16 protein-coding genes are annotated in these 17,887 nt (G+C 65.5%); 14 read left to right on the top strand and 2 right to left on the bottom strand.

The window, feature by feature from the left end:
• On the bottom strand, positions 1 to 504 hold a 504-nt coding region (locus AC1DT2_RS04915; protein ID WP_477294787.1), incomplete at its 3' end, for a M61 family metallopeptidase.
• A gap of 156 nt (positions 505 to 660) precedes the next feature.
• Here AC1DT2_RS04915 and AC1DT2_RS04910 point away from each other — a divergent pair.
• Positions 661 to 1,110 (top strand): DUF4442 domain-containing protein, encoded by a 450-nt coding sequence (locus AC1DT2_RS04910; protein ID WP_477294785.1) that lies wholly within the window; start codon positions 661 to 663, stop codon positions 1,108 to 1,110.
• Between the two features lie 68 nt (positions 1,111 to 1,178).
• On the opposite strand, the gene trxA is transcribed toward AC1DT2_RS04910, so the two are convergent.
• The gene (gene trxA / locus AC1DT2_RS04905) at positions 1,179 to 2,051 is read right to left on the bottom strand and encodes a thioredoxin (protein WP_063574197.1); all 873 of its coding nucleotides are present in this window, start codon (positions 2,049 to 2,051) and stop codon (positions 1,179 to 1,181) included.
• 102 nt (positions 2,052 to 2,153) lie between these two features.
• On the opposite strand from trxA, the gene AC1DT2_RS04900 reads away from it, so the two are divergent.
• The 13 genes from AC1DT2_RS04900 to AC1DT2_RS04840 form a co-directional block, all read left to right on the top strand.
• The gene (locus tag AC1DT2_RS04900; protein ID WP_477294783.1) at positions 2,154 to 2,834 is read left to right on the top strand and encodes a paraquat-inducible protein A; all 681 of its coding nucleotides are present in this window, start codon (positions 2,154 to 2,156) and stop codon (positions 2,832 to 2,834) included.
• Positions 2,831 to 3,451 carry a paraquat-inducible protein A gene (locus AC1DT2_RS04895; RefSeq protein ID WP_063573560.1) on the top strand — a complete coding sequence of 207 codons (621 nt, stop codon included), beginning with the start codon at positions 2,831 to 2,833 and terminating at the stop codon, positions 3,449 to 3,451. The genes AC1DT2_RS04900 and AC1DT2_RS04895 overlap by 4 nt, the downstream gene beginning before the upstream one ends.
• Positions 3,448 to 5,130 (top strand): PqiB family protein, encoded by a 1,683-nt coding sequence (locus AC1DT2_RS04890; RefSeq protein WP_063573559.1) that lies wholly within the window; start codon positions 3,448 to 3,450, stop codon positions 5,128 to 5,130. Before AC1DT2_RS04895 ends, AC1DT2_RS04890 begins: the two co-directional genes overlap by 4 nt.
• Positions 5,127 to 5,717, top strand: coding sequence for a PqiC family protein (locus AC1DT2_RS04885; RefSeq protein WP_477294780.1), 591 nt, complete (start codon positions 5,127 to 5,129; stop codon positions 5,715 to 5,717). Before AC1DT2_RS04890 ends, AC1DT2_RS04885 begins: the two co-directional genes overlap by 4 nt.
• A 188-nt stretch (positions 5,718 to 5,905) precedes the next feature.
• On the top strand, positions 5,906 to 8,653 hold the full coding sequence (gene leuS / locus AC1DT2_RS04880; protein ID WP_477294778.1) for a leucine--tRNA ligase: 2,748 nt from the start codon (positions 5,906 to 5,908) through the stop codon (positions 8,651 to 8,653).
• 2 nt (positions 8,654 to 8,655) lie between these two features.
• Positions 8,656 to 9,204 (top strand): LPS-assembly lipoprotein LptE, encoded by a 549-nt coding sequence (locus AC1DT2_RS04875; protein ID WP_477294776.1) that lies wholly within the window; start codon positions 8,656 to 8,658, stop codon positions 9,202 to 9,204.
• Between the two features lie 12 nt (positions 9,205 to 9,216).
• Entirely contained in the window at positions 9,217 to 10,227 is a 1,011-nt protein-coding gene (gene holA, locus AC1DT2_RS04870; RefSeq protein WP_477294774.1) for a DNA polymerase III subunit delta, read from the top strand.
• Positions 10,224 to 10,865: a nicotinate-nucleotide adenylyltransferase gene (nadD, locus tag AC1DT2_RS04865; protein ID WP_477294771.1), complete on the top strand. Its 642-nt coding sequence runs from the start codon at positions 10,224 to 10,226 to the stop codon at positions 10,863 to 10,865. Before holA ends, nadD begins: the two co-directional genes overlap by 4 nt.
• A gap of 196 nt (positions 10,866 to 11,061) precedes the next feature.
• Entirely contained in the window at positions 11,062 to 11,454 is a 393-nt protein-coding gene (gene rsfS, locus AC1DT2_RS04860) for a ribosome silencing factor (protein ID WP_063573123.1), read from the top strand.
• 7 nt (positions 11,455 to 11,461) lie between these two features.
• On the top strand, positions 11,462 to 11,932 hold the full coding sequence (gene rlmH / locus AC1DT2_RS04855; protein WP_477294769.1) for a 23S rRNA (pseudouridine(1915)-N(3))-methyltransferase RlmH: 471 nt from the start codon (positions 11,462 to 11,464) through the stop codon (positions 11,930 to 11,932).
• A 10-nt stretch (positions 11,933 to 11,942) separates the two neighbouring features.
• Positions 11,943 to 12,500 carry a Maf family protein gene (locus AC1DT2_RS04850; protein ID WP_477294767.1) on the top strand — a complete coding sequence of 186 codons (558 nt, stop codon included), beginning with the start codon at positions 11,943 to 11,945 and terminating at the stop codon, positions 12,498 to 12,500.
• Between the two features lie 54 nt (positions 12,501 to 12,554).
• Positions 12,555 to 14,042: a ribonuclease G gene (gene rng, locus AC1DT2_RS04845; RefSeq protein ID WP_063573120.1), complete on the top strand. Its 1,488-nt coding sequence runs from the start codon at positions 12,555 to 12,557 to the stop codon at positions 14,040 to 14,042.
• 27 nt (positions 14,043 to 14,069) lie between these two features.
• Positions 14,070 to 17,887: YhdP family protein (locus AC1DT2_RS04840; RefSeq protein ID WP_477294765.1), on the top strand; the 3,818-nt coding region annotated here is incomplete at its 3' end.

The following is a 17,887-nucleotide window of genomic DNA, read 5'->3' as shown; positions in this document are numbered from 1 at the left end:
ACTGGTGTAGTACCCCGCCGGATAGAACGCCACCTGATTGAATTCGAGCGCGACGAAGTTCGGCGTGGAGGAAGGGCTGGACGAAAAGCCACCCGCTTCACGCGGTGCGAGGAACTCGAAGGCAATGTCGAGTTTGTCCACGCCGGCCGGTACATCCACGTGCAGCGCGTACATTTCCTTCAGGTCGCGACGCCAGGCCAGCGGCTTGCCGTTCGCGGTGATCGCCACGCCGGCCACGTTCTGGATCGGGCCGGTGGGTGAGTGCTCGCCGGGGATCCACTTCGGGTAGAACAGCGTGAGGGGACCGGACGCCACCGGGATGGTCTCGTGCACGTGATAGATGTTTTTCGGCGCGTCGGTCAGGTCCACCGTCAGGCCGAGGGTGCCCTGGTAGGGCTGGTCGACGGGAGCAGGAAGATCCTGGGCGACGGCGGAGGAGCCTGAGAAGGCCATCGCCACGGCGAGGGCGGCGGGCAGGGTGGCACGGCGGAGCGTAAGGCGCATGGCTCGGATTCCGGCGGCGAGTGAGTGCGATCGATGGTAGGCGCGTGGAACGGGGCGGCCCCCTGCCATTGGTCACCCCTCGTTTAAAACGGGGGTCTACGTTCGTCGGCGCGGCGCGACTAGGATGGCTGGCTCCCCGATCCCGAAACCTCCGACATGAAAGCAAGCACCCTGCGGCGCGTCCTCAACTGGTGGCCCCCGTTCCTGTTCGCGGGCGTCCGCGTGCTGCGGCTGGATGACGATTACCGGCAGGCGCGCGTCAGGCTGAAGCTGGCCTGGTACAACCGCAATTACGTGCGCACGCATTTTGGCGGCAGCMTGTTCTCGATGACCGATCCGTTCTGGATGATCATGACGCTGAAGAGCCTGGGCGACGACTACATCGTCTGGGACCAGGCGGGCGAGATCCGTTTCGTTGCGCCGGGGCGTGAGGACGTGTTCGCGGAATTCCGTATCGAGGACGGTGTGCTCGATGAGCTTCGCGCGGCTACCGCAAACGGCGAGAAGTGCCTGCGGTGGTTCGATACGGATGTGCGGACGGCATCCGGGGAACTGGTGGCTTCGGTGCGGAAGCAGCTTTACGTGCGGCGCAAGAAGGGGCGGTGAGGCAAGGCGCTAAGGCATCGCCGACAAATCGGCGATGCTCTTGTGGGAGCCGCTTCAGCGGCGATTCCTCAAAAGACCAGCGAAGCCATCTTCCTACGGTACTGGCTCACCAGCGCCGCATCGTCCAGCGTGGTGAAAGCCGCCAGCAGGCGCTTCTTCGCCTGGCCTTCGTTCCAGTCGCGCTGGCGCTTGAGGATGTCCAGGAACTGGTCGAGACCTGCCGCGGCCTCGCCTTCGATCAGCAGGCGCACACCGAGCAGGTCGCGTGCTTCCCAGTCGGTATCGCTTGCTTGCACCCGCGCCTGCAGCTCCTGGAGCGAGGGCGCACCGGCCAGGGCTCGGGCGAGCTCGAGCTGACTGCGCAGGCGCACGGCGCGCGCGTCGGTGGCGAGGTTGGCGGGCAGGGCGTCCAGCTCGGACTGGGCCGAGGCCACGTTGCCAGCGCGCATCAGGGCGAGCGCGAGGTCGAGCTTGAGCTCGGCACGCTCCGGCTCGGCGGCGATGGCCTGCTGGAGACGGTTGATGGCTTCCTCGGCCGTTTCCGGTGTTGCGGCCTCGGCATCCTCGTCATTGGCCGCCTCGCCTGGCTGCACGCCATGCTTGGTCAGGAATTCGCGGATCTGGCCTTCGGGCAGGGCGCCGGCAAACCCATCCACCACCTGGCCGCCGCTGATCAGGATCACGGTGGGGATGCTGCGCACGCCGAACATCGCGGCGAGCTCCTGCTCGGCGTCCACGTCGATCTTTGCGAGGCGGAAGGCGCCGTTGAACTCCCCGGCGAGCTTCTCCAGGATCGGGCCGAGCGACTTGCAGGGGCCGCACCACTCGGCCCACAGGTCGACGAGGACCGGGGTCGTCAGCGAGGCCTTGATGACATCTTCCTCAAAGCCGGCCGTGGTCGCGTCGAAGATATGCTCGCTACGGGTCTGGGCGCTGGTCACGTGGGGCTCCTGGGACGCTGATTCGATGCCCCATAAATCGGGGAAGAGGCGGAGCATATCAAGCCCGTACACCGATTTAGGACGGATCCTACGTCGCCCGTCATGCGCCGTTTACGCGGATTTGCGATCATAGGCGGGCAGGCCACCGTGGCCTTGAAGCGCCGGGACGGCATGCACCACGCCCAGAACCYGATCATTTGCGAGCACTGCGACTCCGTCTACCAGAAGCGGAAGCTATCGCGTGGGCAGGTGGCCGACTGCACCGTCTGCGGCGCCGTGCTGGAGCGCCATCAGTGGATCGGTGTGGATGGGCAGTTCGCCCTGATCATTGCCGCCCTGATCGTTTTCGTGATCGCCAACGTGTCGCCGATCGTCACCTTGAAGCTTTCCGGCATGGCCGAGACCACCACCCTCTGGGGTGCGGTGATCGCCATGTGGAACGACGGCGCGCAGCTGGTCGCGGCGCTCACGGCGCTGACCCTGTTCTTTTTCCCCCTCAGCCAGCTCGTCATCTTCTGCTGGGTGCTCTGGTTCGCCCGCGAGGGTCGCCGCGCCCCCGGCTTCGCCCAGGCCATGACGGCCCTGGTCAGGGTCAAGCCCTGGAGCATGATCGAGGTCTTCATGCTTGGCACCCTGGTCGCCGTGGTCAAGGCRCATACCTATTTCGACGTGGTGCCGGGTCCGGGCATCTGGGCATTCGGCTTCCTGACCGTGCTGATCACCGTGTTCTCGAGCCACGACACCCGCCACCTATGGGACGTCACCAGGGACGCGAAAGCATGAGCGCACCTCCGCGCGCCCGGGAACTGGGCATGATGTCGTGCCACATATGTCGCCTGGTTACCGCCTACAGCGACGATCCGCACGCGCATTGTCCGCGTTGCCATAGTGCCTTGCACGTGCGCAAGCAGGGCAGCATCGCGCGGTCCTGGGCACTGCTACTGGCTGCGGCGATGTTCTACATACCGGCCAATGTGTTTCCGATCATGCGCACGCAGAGTCTTTCCTCGAAAGACGACAACACCATCCTGAGCGGCATTTTCGAGCTGTGGCGCGCCGGCTCGCCTGGCCTGGCGGTCATTGTCTTCACGGCGAGCATTGTCGTACCCATGCTCAAATTCATCATCATGACCATCTTGCTGGTGTCCGTGCAGCGTTCGAGCGGCCTCGTGTCGAAGCAGCGTGCGAGGCTGTACCGCTTCGTCGAGCTGATCGGCTACTGGTCGATGCTCGATGTGTTCGTCGTGGCGATCCTTTCCGCCCTCGTGCACTTTCAGATTCTCAGCCGCGTCGAGCCCTTGCCCGGCGTGGTCTATTTCGGCGTAGTCGTCGTACTGACGATGCTTTCGGCCATGAGCTTCGATCCCCGTTTGATCTGGGACAACAGGAAATCGCAATGAGCGACACCAACCAAGGAAATACGCCGGCACAGGACGACGACCTGCCGCAGCCGGAGGTGCGCAAGTCGAAGCTCGGCTTCTCGCTGATCTGGCTGGTGCCGATCATTGCCGCCCTGGTCGGTATCTCGCTGCTGGTCACCCACTTCACGTCGGCCGGCCCGAAGATCACGGTGACCTTCCTCACCGCCGAAGGCATCGAAGCCAACAAGACGCAGGTCAAGTACAAGAACGTGGTGATCGGCAAGGTCACCACCATGCGCCTGTCGAAAGATCGCACGCACATTACCGTGGTCATCGACCTGGAAAAAGACGCGGCCGCGTTCGCTACGAAGAACACGCGCTACTGGGTCGTTCGTCCGCGCATCGGCGCGAGCGGTGTGTCGGGTATCGATACGCTGTTGTCCGGTGCGTTCATTGGTGCAGACGCTGGCGATTCGGAAGAAGAACAGACCGACTTTACCGGACTGGAAACGCCGCCTGCGGTAACCCATGGTGCGCCCGGGCGTCGCTTCGTGCTGCACGCGGCCGACCTGGGCTCGCTCGATATCGGTTCGCCGGTCTATTACCGGCGCATCCAGGTCGGCCGCATCGTTTCGTACGAGCTGGACAAGGACGGCAAGGGCGTGTCCCTGCAGCTGTTCGTCGACGGCCCGAACGATCGCTTCGTCCACCAGGATGCGCGCTTCTGGAATGCCAGTGGCGTGGATGTGTCGCTCGGTGCCGATGGCCTCAAGCTCAACACGCAGTCGCTCGCCACGGTGATCGCCGGCGGCGTCGCATTCCAGGATGCGCCGGGGCCGCACGACGAAACGGCGGCGCCGGAGATGAAAGAGTTCAGCCTGTTCAATGACCAGGCCACGGCCATCGCGCCGCCGGACGGCAAGCCGCGTTATATCCGCATGCGCTTCGAGCACTCGTTGCGTGGACTCAACGTGGACGCCCCGGTCGAGTTCCTCGGCGTGAAATTCGGTCGCGTCGTGTCGGTCAACCTCGATTACGATGCGAAAACGCAGACCTTCCCGGTCATCGTCGGTGCGGTGGTCTATCCGGACCGCCTGGGCCAGGCCCACGACAAGCTGGCCAAGCTCTCCGGCGGCACCGACGATTCGGAGATGCCGAAGATCATGAGTGGTCTGGTGGCCCACGGCCTGCGTGCGCAGGCACGTAACGGCAACCTGCTCACCGGCCAACTCTATATCGCCCTGGACTTCGATCCGAAGGCGAAGAAGGTGGCATTCAACGAGAACGCCCGGCCGTTCGAAATCCCGACGACGCCGGGTGATTTCGACCACCTGCAGGAGCAGATCGCCAGCATCGTCGACAAGATCGAGAAGATTCCGTTCGATTCCATCGGCAAGAACCTCGACGGCAGCCTGCACGAACTCAACGGCACGTTGAAGCAGGTCAATACCGAGCTGCTGCCCGAGGCAAAGCGCACGCTGCAAGGCGTGAACAAGACGGTCGGCACGGCCAACGATGCGCTGTCGGAGGATTCCCCGCTCCAGCAGAACATCGGCAACACCCTCGAGGAGCTGCAGCGCACGGTGCGCTCGGTTCGCGCTTTCACCGATTACCTCGGTCGTCATCCCGAGGCGTTGCTGCGCGGCCGGGGCGCCGACGCTCCGCCGCCGGTCTCCACGCCGTCGACCCCGAAGCAGGGCAAGGACGTACAGCCATGATCCAGACACTTCGCCTTGCCGGCGCCGCTCTCCTGGTCACCGCCCTGGGCGCGTGCTCCTCGGCGCCCACGCACTTCCATACCCTGGTGCCGTCGTCGGCCCCGATGGCGTCCGTGGCCGCGCCCTTCGTGATCGACGTGCAGGCCGTCGGCGTGCCGCCACAGGTGGACCAACCCTCCCTGGTACTGCGCCACGGCGCCACCGGTGTCTCCGTGCTGGATGGGGAACGCTGGGCCTCGCCGCTCGGCGACGAGATTCGCGGCGCTCTTGTGGCCGACCTCTCCGCTCGCCTGGGAACGCACGACGTGCACGGACTGCCCCATGCCAAGGGCGACAAGGTCGTTCGCGTGCAGCTGGATGTACGCCGCTTCGACTCCGAAGTGGGCGGTAGCGCCACCCTGGAGGCAAGCTGGTCGGTTCGCTCGGGGGAGACGGCGGGCGCAGCCTGTGCCTCGCGAGCCAGCGAGCCGGCGGGCTCGAGCTACGACAGCCTCGTCGAGGCCCATCAACGGGCCGTTGGCCAGGTCGCCGACCAGGTGGCTGCCGCCGTCCGGGCCGTCGCCGCCGGCCAGTCCACCTGCCAGTAACGGCTCCCCTGTAGGAGCCGATTCATCGGCGATGGGTGCTCGCGCCCACGCCCGAAGCCCCGCTCCGCAGGGATCGCCGATGAATCGGCCCCTACAGAAAGCGCCCCTGCGCCGCCTTTCGCTTTGCCTGAACCGTCCCCGTGGGATAGTCTCCCGCGATTGTGAGCATCCCACCGGTACCCAACACCATGCAGGACACCCAAGACCAGGGCACGCGCGAACAGGGCGGTTACGCCCCCGACGCCGTCGAGACCGCCGCGCAGCACTTCTGGAACGCCACCCGCGCGTTCGAAGTGACCGAGGACGCGAGCAAGCCGAAGTTTTATTGCCTCTCGATGCTGCCGTACCCCTCGGGCGCCCTTCACATGGGCCACGTTCGCAACTACACCATCGGCGACGTGATCAGCCGTTTCCAGCGTCAGCAGGGCAAGAACGTATTGCAGCCGATGGGTTGGGATGCGTTCGGCCTGCCGGCCGAAAACGCCGCGATCAAGAACAACACCGCGCCGGCGAAGTGGACCTACAAGAACATCGAGCACATGCGCGAGCAGCTCAAGCGCATGGGCTTCGCCTACGACTGGACCCGCGAGGTCACCACCTGCCGCCCCGAGTACTACCGGTGGGAACAGCAGATGTTCACCCGGCTGATGAAGAAGGGCCTGGTGTACCGCAAGAACAGCGTCGTCAACTGGGATCCGGTCGACCAGACCGTGCTGGCCAACGAGCAGGTGATCGACGGTCGCGGCTGGCGCTCGGGCGCCTTGGTCGAGAAGCGCGAGATTCCGCAGTGGTTCCTCAAGATCACCGCGTACGCGCAGGAATTGCTCGACGGCCTGGATACGCTGCCGGGCTGGCCCGATGCGGTCAAGACCATGCAGCGCAACTGGCTGGGTCGCTCGGAGGGCCTCGAAATCCACTTCGACGTGGACGGYGAGTCTGAGCCGCTGACGGTCTTCACCACGCGCCCGGACACCTTGATGGGGGTCTCGTACGTCGCGGTAGCGGCCGAGCACCCCATTGCCACGCGTGCCGCGGTGGGCAACGCGGGTCTTGCCGGGTTCATCGAAAGCTGCAAGGCCGGCGGTGTATCCGAAGCCGAGCTCGAGACGCAGGAGAAGCGCGGCTACTACACGGGCGTCGATGCCACGCATCCGCTTACCGGCGAGAAGGTGCCGGTGTGGGTCGCCAACTTCGTGCTGATGGRTTAYGGCACGGGTGCCGTCATGGCCGTACCGGGTCACGACCAGCGCGACTGGGAATTCGCCCAGAAGTATTCGCTGCCGATCAAGATGGTCGTCGTCGATCGCGGTGTGGTCGATGCCGTGGCCGAACTGCGTCGCGACCTCGCGACCGACGGTGGCGACGTGGTGCAGAACGCACTGGAAGGCGGCTCGTCCGATGCCTACCAGTCGTCCTCGGCGGTCGAGACGATCAAGACCTTCGAGTCCGATATCCAGACCGCCGGTGCGTACACCGAGTACGGCACGCTGATCAATTCGGGCCAGTTCGATGGCCTGGAATTCAAGGCGGCGTTCGACGCCATCTCGCTGGCGCTGATCGCGGCCGGCCGCGGCGAGCGCCGGGTCAACTGGCGCATCCGCGACTGGGGCGTAAGCCGCCAGCGTTACTGGGGTTGCCCGATCCCGGTCATTTACTGCCCCAAATGCGACGCCGTGCCGGTGCCGGAAGACCAGCTGCCGGTCGTGCTGCCGGAAGACGTCGCCTTTTCCGGCGTGCAGTCGCCGATCAAGGCCGATCCCGAGTGGCGCAAGACCACGTGCCCGTCCTGCGGCGGTCCGGGTGAACGCGAGACGGATACCTTCGACACCTTCATGGAGTCGAGTTGGTACGCCGCGCRTTACACGAGTCCGGGCGCGAATGCCCAGGTGGACGAGCGCGCCAACTACTGGATGCCGGTCGACCAGTACATCGGTGGCATCGAGCACGCGATCCTGCACCTGCTTTACTTCCGCTTCTATCACAAGCTCATGCGTGACGAAGGGCTGGTGAACAGCGACGAGCCGGCCACGAACCTGCTCTGCCAGGGCATGGTGATCGCCGAAACCTACTTCCGGAAGGAAGCCAACGGATCGCTCACCTGGTTCAATCCGGCCGACGTGGACGTGCAGCGCGACGAACGCGCGCGCATTGTCGGCGCCGTGCTGCGTAGCGACGGAAAGCCGGTGGAAATTGGTGGCATCGAGAAGATGGCCAAGTCCAAGAACAACGGTGTCGACCCGCAGTCCATGGTGGGCAAGTACGGCGCGGACACGGTGCGCCTGTTCTCCATGTTCGCCGCGCCGCCGGACCAGTCGCTGGAATGGAACGAGGCCGGTGTGGAAGGCATGGCCCGCTTCCTGCGCCGGCTGTGGCGCGACGTGTCGGCGCATGCCGATGTGGCTGCCCAGGCAGAGGGTGACAACGCTGCCGCCGACGGTGCGCGCAAGGCCCTGCGCCGCCAGCTCCACGAAACCATCCAGAAGGTCACCGACGATATCGGTCGCCGCCAGTCCTTCAATACGGCCATCGCGGCCCTGATGGAACTGTTGAACGCGCTGGCGAAGTTCGACGACGCCAGTGCGAAGGGCGCCGCCCTGCGCCAGGAGGCGTTCACCGCGGTCGTCCAGCTGATCAATCCGTTCACCCCGCACATCGCCCATGCGCTGTGGCAGGTGCTCGGCCACGGGGAGACCCTGGTCGAGGATGCGGGCTGGCCGGTGGTCGATCCGACGGCCCTGGTTCGCGATTCGCTGACCTATGCAGTGCAGGTCAACGGCAAACTTCGCGCTACCATCGAGGTGCCGGCTTCGGCGTCGAAGGAAGACGCCGAGGCGATGGCGCGCGCCGAGCCTACCGTGGCGCGCATGCTCGAAGGCCAGACCGTGCGCAAGGTGATCGTCGTGCCCGGCAAGATCGTCAACATCGTCGCAGGATAATCATGAGCCCGAACCTCTCCCGTTCGCTGCGTACCGCCCTGGTCCTCGCCTTCGTCGCGCTGGTCAGTGGATGCGGCTTCCATCTGCGACAGACGGCCGCTCTTCCGCCGGGTATGAAGAAAATCCATCTCACGGTGGCATCGGGCGGCATGCTGCAGCGCGAGCTCGGTCGTGCGCTGACGAACTCGAACGCGGAGATCGTCGACCACGCCTCGGTCGACGCGGCTGACCTGACCATCACCTCGAACACCTTCCGTACCGATTCGCTCACCGTGAGCGGCACGGCACGCGTGACCGAGTACGCGGTGCGCTACCACGTGGACTTCAACGTGAGGGCGGGCGACGGCACGGTCATCGTTCCGCCGCAGTCGGTCGACATGTCCCGCGAGTTCAGCTATGACGCCACCAACACCATCGGTACGGCCAGCCAGACCGAAGAGCTGCAGCGCAGCCTGATCGGCGACATGGTCCAGTCGATCCTGTTCCGCCTCGAGGCCGCTGGGGCACATCCGGCCGCCGCGGCGACGCCGGCGACGCCCAGCGGTACCTGAGGAAGCCTGACCGTGCCGATGAGTCCCGGCCAATGGCAGAAGCACCTCGCCGGCGACCGGATGGCGCCGGTGTACCTGCTGGCAGGCGAGGAATTGCTCGTGCTCGAGGCGGCGGATGCCGTGCGGGCCATGGCACGGCGGTTGGGCTACAACGAGCGCGAAGTCCTCGAAGCGGACAGCCGCTTCGACTGGGACGATCTAGCCCGTTCCTCCGCTGGCCTTTCCCTGTTCGCCACCCAGCGGCTGCTGGACCTGCGACTCGCGGGCGGGCGAGCGGGCAAGGACGGTAGTTCGGCGATCAGCGAATTCGTTGCCAATCCACCGCCGGATACGACCCTGCTGATCACGGCGACCGAGTGGAGCACCAAGCACGAGGCGGTGTGGACGAAGAACGTCGACGCGGGCGGCATCCAGGTGGTGTTCAACGCACCTCGCCCGAACGAATGGACACAGTGGGTCGGCGCCCGACTGACCTCGCGGGGCGTCAAGGCAAGTCCCGACGCCGTCGCCATGCTGGCCGAGCGGGTCGAAGGCAACCTGCTGGCCGCCGCCCAGGAAATCGACAAACTGGTGGTGCTTGCGGGCGACCAGCGCCTGGACGCGGCGACGCTGGAAGGCCTTGTGGCCGACAGTGCCCGCTTTGACGCCTTCAAGCTTACCGACGCGGCGTTTGCCGGGGAGGGTGGCCGCGCGCTGCGCATCCTGGCCGGCCTGCACTCCGAGGGCGACGAACTCATCGCCCTGATGGGTTGGCTGGTCAACCAACTTCAGTTGGCGCTACGCCTGGCCAATGCACGAGATTTCGCCGCGCAGGCCAAGGTGGAACGACTCTGGCCCGCGCGCGAGCAATTGTTTCGCAAGGCCTTGCGTCGTGCGCCTCGTGAGCACTGGCTGTCGTGCCTGGCGCGCGCCGCACGGATCGACCGCATGGCCAAGGGCCGCGAGCAGGGCAATCCCTGGCTCGAGGCCGAGCGACTGATCGCCGCCATCGCCGAACCCCGCGCCGCGGCCGCCTTCGGATGAACCAGGCGCGTCCGCTCGCCATCCTCGGCGGCACCTTCGATCCGATCCATCACGGCCACCTGCGGGCCGCGTGGGAAGCCGCCGAGGCGCTCGACGCCGAAGTCAGGATGGTTCCGGCACGCACGCCGCCGCATCGGCCGGCCCCGGTCGCCGATGCCTCAGGTCGTGTTGCCCTGTTGCGCGCGGCGCTCGCGGGCCAGGACCGGTTAACCATCGATACGCGTGAGCTGGACCGCGATGGCCCTTCGTACACCGTCGATACGCTGGCCTCGCTGCGCGCGGATATCGGGCCGGACCGTCCGTTGGTGCTTCTTGTCGGGGCGGATGCGTTCGTCGGGCTGGCTTCCTGGCACCGCTGGCGACAGCTGTTCGAATTCGCCCACGTGGGGGTGCTGACGCGTCCTGGTGTCAGCCATGCGCCGTCGGGCGAGCTGGCTGATTTCACCGTGGGACGCCGTGCGGAGCGGGTCCATGGACCCGCCGGGTCGGTGGTCGACATCGCCATTACCCCACTGGATATCGCCGCCACGGCCATTCGTGAGGCCTTTGCGGCGGGCCACGAGCCGCGGTTTCTGCTGCCGTCGGCCTGTTTCGAGGATAAGGCCCTGCTGGCGCCTTATCGGGCCCTGAGGGGCTGATCGCCGCTGAAGCGGCTCCCACAGGTCTGCGGCAGGCTCCTTGTGGGAGCCGCTTCAGCGGCGATGCTTCAGCGGCGATGCTTCAGCCCAAGGCCGTCCGGCCCTGAATACCTGTCCAGGCATTTGACGCGCCCGCCGCCAGCGGGGGTTATACTGCCCTCGAAGCCGGCATTCCGCCGCATGAGGTTTTCGCATCTTGAGTTCGACCGCATCCCGCAAGGCCAAGGGCAAGTCCGCCGTCAGTAACGAGCTCCTGCGCCAGCGCGTCGTCGCCGCGCTCGAAGACCTCAAGGCCAAGGACGTCCGCGAAATCGACGTTCGTGGCAAGACCTCCATCGCCGATATCCTTTTCATCGCGTCGGGCACCTCAGCCCGTCACGTCAAGTCGATTGCCGACGAAGTCATCAAGTTCGCCAAGCAGGCGGGTGTGATGCCGCTCGGCGTCGAAGGCCAGACCGAAGCCGAATGGGTGCTGGTCGACCTGGGCGACATCATCGTCCACGTGATGATGCCTCGCATCCGCGAGTTCTACGGCCTCGAGCGCCTGTGGACCGTGGGCGACGACGGCTTCGAAGCCGCCAACGACTGAGCCCGCTATGCGGGCTCGACTCATTGCGGTCGGCGAGCGCATGCCGGCCTGGGTGGCGGAAGGCTTCGCCGAGTACCGCAAGCGGCTGTCGCATGAGTTCCCCCTCGAACTGATCGAGATCAAGCCCGGACTTCGTGGCAAGGGTCGCGATGACGCACGGGCCACGCTCGACGAGGGCGCGGCCATTCTCACGGCCTTGCCTCGCGACATCCATGTCGTCGCACTCGACGGTCGCGGCAAGACATGGTCCAGCGAAGACCTGGGCCAGCAGCTCGAACAGTGGCGGATGGGCGGTCGCGATGTCGCGTTCCTCATCGGTGGACCGGATGGTCACGCGCCCGATGTCCTCGCCCGCRCCGACCAGCGCTGGTCGCTGGGGCCGCTGACCCTGCCACACATGCTCGTGCGTCTCGTGCTCGCCGAGCAGTTGTATCGCGCTACCACCCTGGTGGCCGGTCATCCCTACCATCGCGCCTGAAGGACACGCCGTGCTTTACCTGGCTTCGCAATCGCCGCGCCGGCGGGAACTCCTTGGCCAGATCGGTGAAGCGCCGCGCGTGCTCGACGTCGATGTGGAAGAGATCCGGCGGCCCGGCGAAGCGCCCGAGGCGTACGTTGCCCGGGTAGCCCTGGACAAGGCCCGCGCGGGCTACGCCCTGGTCTCGGCCGAAGCGGGAGTCCGCGTGATCGGTGCGGACACCGAGGTGATACTGGGCGATGAGGTTTTCGGCAAACCGCGCGACGCGGCCGACGCGGCATCGATGCTGCACCGCCTGTCCGGCCGCGAGCACCAGGTGGTCTCGGCGGTCTGGCTGATCGACGAAAAAGGCGAGCGCGATGCACTTTCGGTGTCCATCGTGCGATTCGCCCCACTCGGCGCGGCCCAGATCGACGACTATGTAGCCAGCGGCGAATGCTTCGGTAAAGCTGGGGCCTACGCCATCCAGGGTCGCGCGGCGGCCTTCATCGAACACCTTTCCGGCAGCTATTCGGGCGTCATGGGCCTGCCGCTCCACGAAACTTCCCGACTCCTCAGGAGTCAGTGACATGTTGTCGGCGCGCGGGCTATAAAGCGCGATGACTTAAGGATAGGGGCTGGTGTGAGCGAGGAAATCCTGATCAATGTCACACCGCGTGAGACGCGGGTGGCCGTTGTCGAAAATGGCATGCTGCAGGAGGTCCACGTCGAGCGCGCATCGAAGCGCGGCTACGTCGGCAATGTGTACAAGGGTCGCGTGCAGCGCGTCATGCCCGGCATGCAGGCGGTGTTCGTCGAGATCGGTCTCGATCGCGCCGCATTCCTGCATGCTTCCGATATCGTCCGGGCGCCACTTCCGCCGACCGATGCGCCTGTCGATGGCAAGTCGAACGGTCACGGTCCCGTGCCGCCGATCAGCGAACTCGTCCACGAAGGCCAGGAAATCGTGGTCCAGGTCGTCAAGGATCCGATCGGCAGCAAGGGTGCGCGTCTGTCCACGCACCTCTCCATTCCCTCCCGCTATCTCGTGCTGCTGCCGCATTCGCGCACGCTGGGCGTTTCCGTGCGGATCGAGGAAGAGTCCGAGCGGCAGCGACTGAAAGACATCATTACGCCGCTGATCGGCGAGAACCCGCTGGGTTACATCGTTCGTACCAACGCGGAAGGGCAGTCCGAGGAATCGCTCGCGTTCGACGTGACCTACCTGAGCAAGGTCTGGCGCGTGGTCCAGGAGAACATCCAGAAGGCGAAGATGGGCGAGCGCGTTTACGAGGAACTCTCGTTGCCGCTGCGTTCGCTACGCGATTCGCTCAACGACGGCATCGAGAAGGTGCGTGTCGATTCACGCGAAACCTACGAGAAAACCGTCAAATTCGTGCAGAAGTTCATGCCGGTGCTGTCCGACCGTATCGAACATTATGCGGGCGAGCGTCCGATCTTCGATCTCTACGGCGTGGAGGACGAAATCCAGCGCGCCCTGCGCAAGGAGGTGCCGCTGAAGTCCGGCGGTTACCTCATCGTTGACCAGACCGAAGCGATGACGACCGTCGATGTGAACACGGGTGGCTACCTCGGCAGCCGCAATCTCGAAGAAACCGTTTACCGCACGAATCTCGAGGCGGCGCAGGCCGCGGCGCGCCAGTTACGGCTGCGCAACCTGGGCGGCATCATCATCATCGATTTCATCGACATGGTGGACGACGAGCACAAGCGGCAGGTGTTGCGCATGCTCGAGAAGGGCCTGCAGAAGGACCACGCCAAGACCACGGTGTATCCAATGTCGGCACTGGGGCTGGTCGAGATGACCCGCAAGCGCACTACCGAAAGCCTCGAACGCCAGCTCTGCGAGCCGTGCCCGGCGTGCAGCGGTCGCGGTGCACTGAAAACCGCGGAAACGGTGATCTACGAGATATTCCGCGAAATCACCCGCGCCGTGCGCCAGTTCAATGCGCAGAAATTGCTGGTCATGGCGAGCCCGAAAGTCGTCGGTCGCATTCTCGAGGAAGAGTCCGCTGCCGTGGCCGAACTCGAGGAGTTCATCGCCAAGAGCATCCGCTTCCAGGCGGAAGAGCATTACTCGCAGGAACAGTTCGATGTCGTGCTTCTCTGACGCCGGCGCCTGCCGGAACGTGGGCCGGTGAGTCCCGGCTGGCGCCATCGCGCACGACGCCTGCGGTTCTTCCTTCTGGGTCTGGTCGCAAGTGTGCTGGTGGCGCTTGCCCTGGTGATGGCGGTCGGCCAGCTGTTGTTGCCGCTGGCCGCGCACTATCCCGACCGTGTCGCCGCACTGCTCAGCAAGAAGCTGGGCAAGCCGGTGCGCTTCGGCTCGCTCGAAGGTTTCTGGCGGCCGTCGGGCCCGCTGTTCGTGATGCGCGATGTGACCATTGCCCCGACCGAAGGCGGTGATGCGCTGCGTCTGCCGCAGGCGGCGGTAAAGCTCGACTTCGGTGCCTTCGTGCTGCCGTCGCGGCACCTGCTCAACCTGCGCCTGCGCGACATGCGCATGGGCCTGCATCGTGCCGTCGATGGCCGCTGGAGTGTCGATGGCTTTGGCGCCGGTGGCGGTACGCAGAAAGTTTCCTTCGGCAACCTCTCCGCGGACCTCTGGCTCAGCAACCTCCGCCTTGAAATCGCCGACGACACCACTCACCGCAGCTACGGACTCATTGCCGACCAGCTGCGCATCAGCCTTCAGGGGCAGGCGGTTCGTGTCGGTGGCAGCTTGCGCCGCGAAAACGTCAGTGGCCTGTTGACCGCGGCGGGGCGCTTCGCTGCCGACGGCTCCAATGGTCGCGTCTACGTCAAGGGCGCCGACCTGGACCTGGCCGCACTGACGGCGGATTTCAATGCCGGAGGCTATGCGTTGGCCGGTGGCAAGGGTGGTTTCGAATCATGGCTCGACTGGCGCGACGGACACGTCGTGCGCGCCACGTCGCGCGTCGATTTCGATGAGCTCGCGGTACGTGGTCCGGCGCGCACGGTAAGTACGCCGGGCCTGCATGGCATTGTCGACATGCATCGCACTGCCGATGGCCAACGCGTCGATTGGGCAGGCGCCGACGGTGGCGATCTCGCCCTCGTGACGCATACGCAGGGCGATCGCAGTAACGGCACGGTCGTCGCGCGAAAGATCGAGCTCGGGCCGCTGCTGCCCTGGGCCGGGCTCGCGCCGCAGGTGTCCCCGGCACTCGCTCGCTGGCTCTCGGCCGGACGACCACGCGGCCGCCTCGGCGATGTCCATGCCGATTGGGATTCCGTCGACGGTCTCCGCTTCGTCCATGCAACCTTCGTCGGCCTGGGTATCGACGCGATCGGCAAGCTGCCGGGCGTGTCCAGGCTCGATGGCGAGGTATACGGCGACGACCAGGCGCTGGCGCTCAGCCTGCCCAGGCAGGCTACGACGCTCGATTTCACCGGCGTGTTCCGCAAGCCCTTCGTGATGTCCATGCTCGGCGGCGACATGGCTGCCTACAAGGACGGCGACGACTGGCACATCGGCGTCGATCCGCTGGATTTCCAGGGCGAAGGTTTCGGCGGCCAGGCACGCGGCGAGTTCGTCGTTCCCGGCGCCGACACCGGTCCCTTCATGGATATGTACGTCGCCCTCGGACCGGGCGACGTGCCGGCGGCCAAGCTGTTCTGGCCTCATACCATGTCGGAAGGTTCGCAGAACTGGCTCAACCGCGGCCTTGTCTCCGGACACATCGAAAGCGGTTCGGCGGTGGTGCGTGGCAACCTCCGCGACTGGCCGTTCCGCAACCAGGAAGGCCGCTTCGAAGGTCGTGCCGTCATCGACGACACCGTGCTCGACTACGGCACGGGCTGGCCGCGCGCCGAAGGCCTCTCGGCCGTAGCCACCTTCATCGACAATGGCATGTATGTCGAGGCGACCGAAGGCCACTCGCTCGGCAATGCGGTCAGCTCGGCGACCGCCGCCATTCCCGACTTCGCCAATGGCATCCTCGACCTGAAAGTGAGTGGCGCGGGGACCGGAGGCAGCTATCTGGACTTCATCAAGAACAGCCCCATTGCCAGCAACAGTCGCGAGTCCATCGACAAGCTGAAACTGGGTGGCACGGGTGAGTTCGGCTTCAACATGCTGCTGCCATTGGGCAACGCGCACGACGTGACGCTGGACGGCAAGGCCACGCTGAAGGACGCCGACCTCGTCGCTAACGAGTGGAAGTTGCGCCTGGACAAAATCACCGGGCCGATGAGCTTCGACGCGAAGGGCTTCAAGGCCACCGACCTGAAGACCTCCTTCCATGGCCAGCCGGCCGATCTCGATCTGGCCATCGGCGGCGCGACCGGCGACCCGGCGAAGATCATCGATGCGTCCGTTACCGGCGCGTTCGCCGTGAGCGAGTTGGTCGCCGACTACGAGAATCTGAAGTGGATCGGCGATACCGCGAAAGGTCGCGGCAACTTCCGCCTCGGCTATGTACTGTCCCGAACGGGGCAGGGTGACACGACGGCGCAGGCGTTGACGGTCGATTCGGATCTGCGTGGCGTGGAGCTTCTGCTGCCCACGCCGGTCAAGAAGCCGGCGCCTCTTGCCGAGCCGTTGTCGCTGCGCGTTGGCTTGCCTGTCGATGGTGCGCGACTCGACCTCGCCCTGGGTGATGTCGTACGCGGACGCCTCCGCCTGCCTACCGACAAAGTGCCGATCGCCGCCGCCTTCAATCTGGGTGCGGCCGTTCCCACGGCTATGCCGGCGCAGGGCTACCTCATCGGCGGACACGCGTCGAAACTCGACGTTTCCGGATGGGTGCAATACGTGGTCGGCATGTCTGCCAGCGGCGGCAGTGGTCCGGGCCTTAGCGGACTGGATCTCGTCACCGACGATGGCGAAGTCTTCGGCCAGCATTTTTCCAACATGCACATCGTTGCGCGTCCGGGTCTGCAGGACCTTTCGCTACGTGTCGACAGCGACGCCATGGCCGGGCAGCTCAACGTACCCAATGACGAGCTGCGTCGTCGCGGTATCACGGCGCGCATGGATCGCCTGTGGTGGCCTGCGGCGGACGATGCCGCCGACGCGACAAAGAAGGGCAAGGCTGCCGCCGGTGCCGCCGCGACCGTAGCGTCGACGACCTTGAAGGCCGARGACAAGGCTGCTGTCACGACCGCTGCAACCCACGCACCCGACGCTAACGAAGCCGGCGTCGCGCCGTCCAGCTTGCCGCCCTTGCACCTGCAAGTGACCGACATGCGCCTGGGCAAGGCGAAGCTCGGCGAAGCCCGTCTTGAAACGTGGCCCACGGACGAGGGCATGCATATCGACCAGTTGCGTGCGYAGTCGAAGAACGTGCAGATCACCGCTGCCGGCGACTGGATCGGCGACGAGAAGCGCAGCCGCACCCACCTAGCCATGGACTTCGCCTCCGAAGATGTCGCTCGCATGCTCGATGCACTCGGCTTCGTCGGGATCTTCCAGGGCGGACGTACGTCGGCGAAGCTCGACGCGGTGTGGCCGGGCGGTCCGTCGGCGCTTGCCTTGGCAAACATGGACGGCACGCTCAAGGTGGACATCGCGAAGGGTCGCATCCTCGAAGTGCAGCCCGGCGTCGGTCGACTCTTCAGCCTCGTCTCCGTCACCGAACTGCCGCGTCGCCTCGCGCTCGACTTCGGCGATGTGGTGGGGAAGGGTTTCGGTTTCGATTCCATCACCGGTGATTTCCGCTTCGCCAATGGCGATGCGAGCACGCAGAACCTCAAGATCCGTGGCCCCGCCGCTGAGATAACCATTACCGGGCGTACCGGACTCAAGACACACGACTACGACCAGGAAGTGCTGGTGGTGCCTCACCTTGGCAGCAGCCTGCCAATCGTCGGCGCCATCGCCGGTGGCCCCGTTGGCGCCGCCGCCGGACTTGCCGTGCAGGGCATCCTCGGGCATGGCCTCAACCAGGCGGCCCGCAAGCGCTACCACGTCACCGGCACCTGGGAAAAACC

Source organism: Luteibacter sp. P4_E6 (assembly GCF_056401535.1).
The sequence above is the reverse complement of the archived record's forward strand: the minus strand, read 5'-3'. Positions and strand labels throughout refer to the sequence as shown.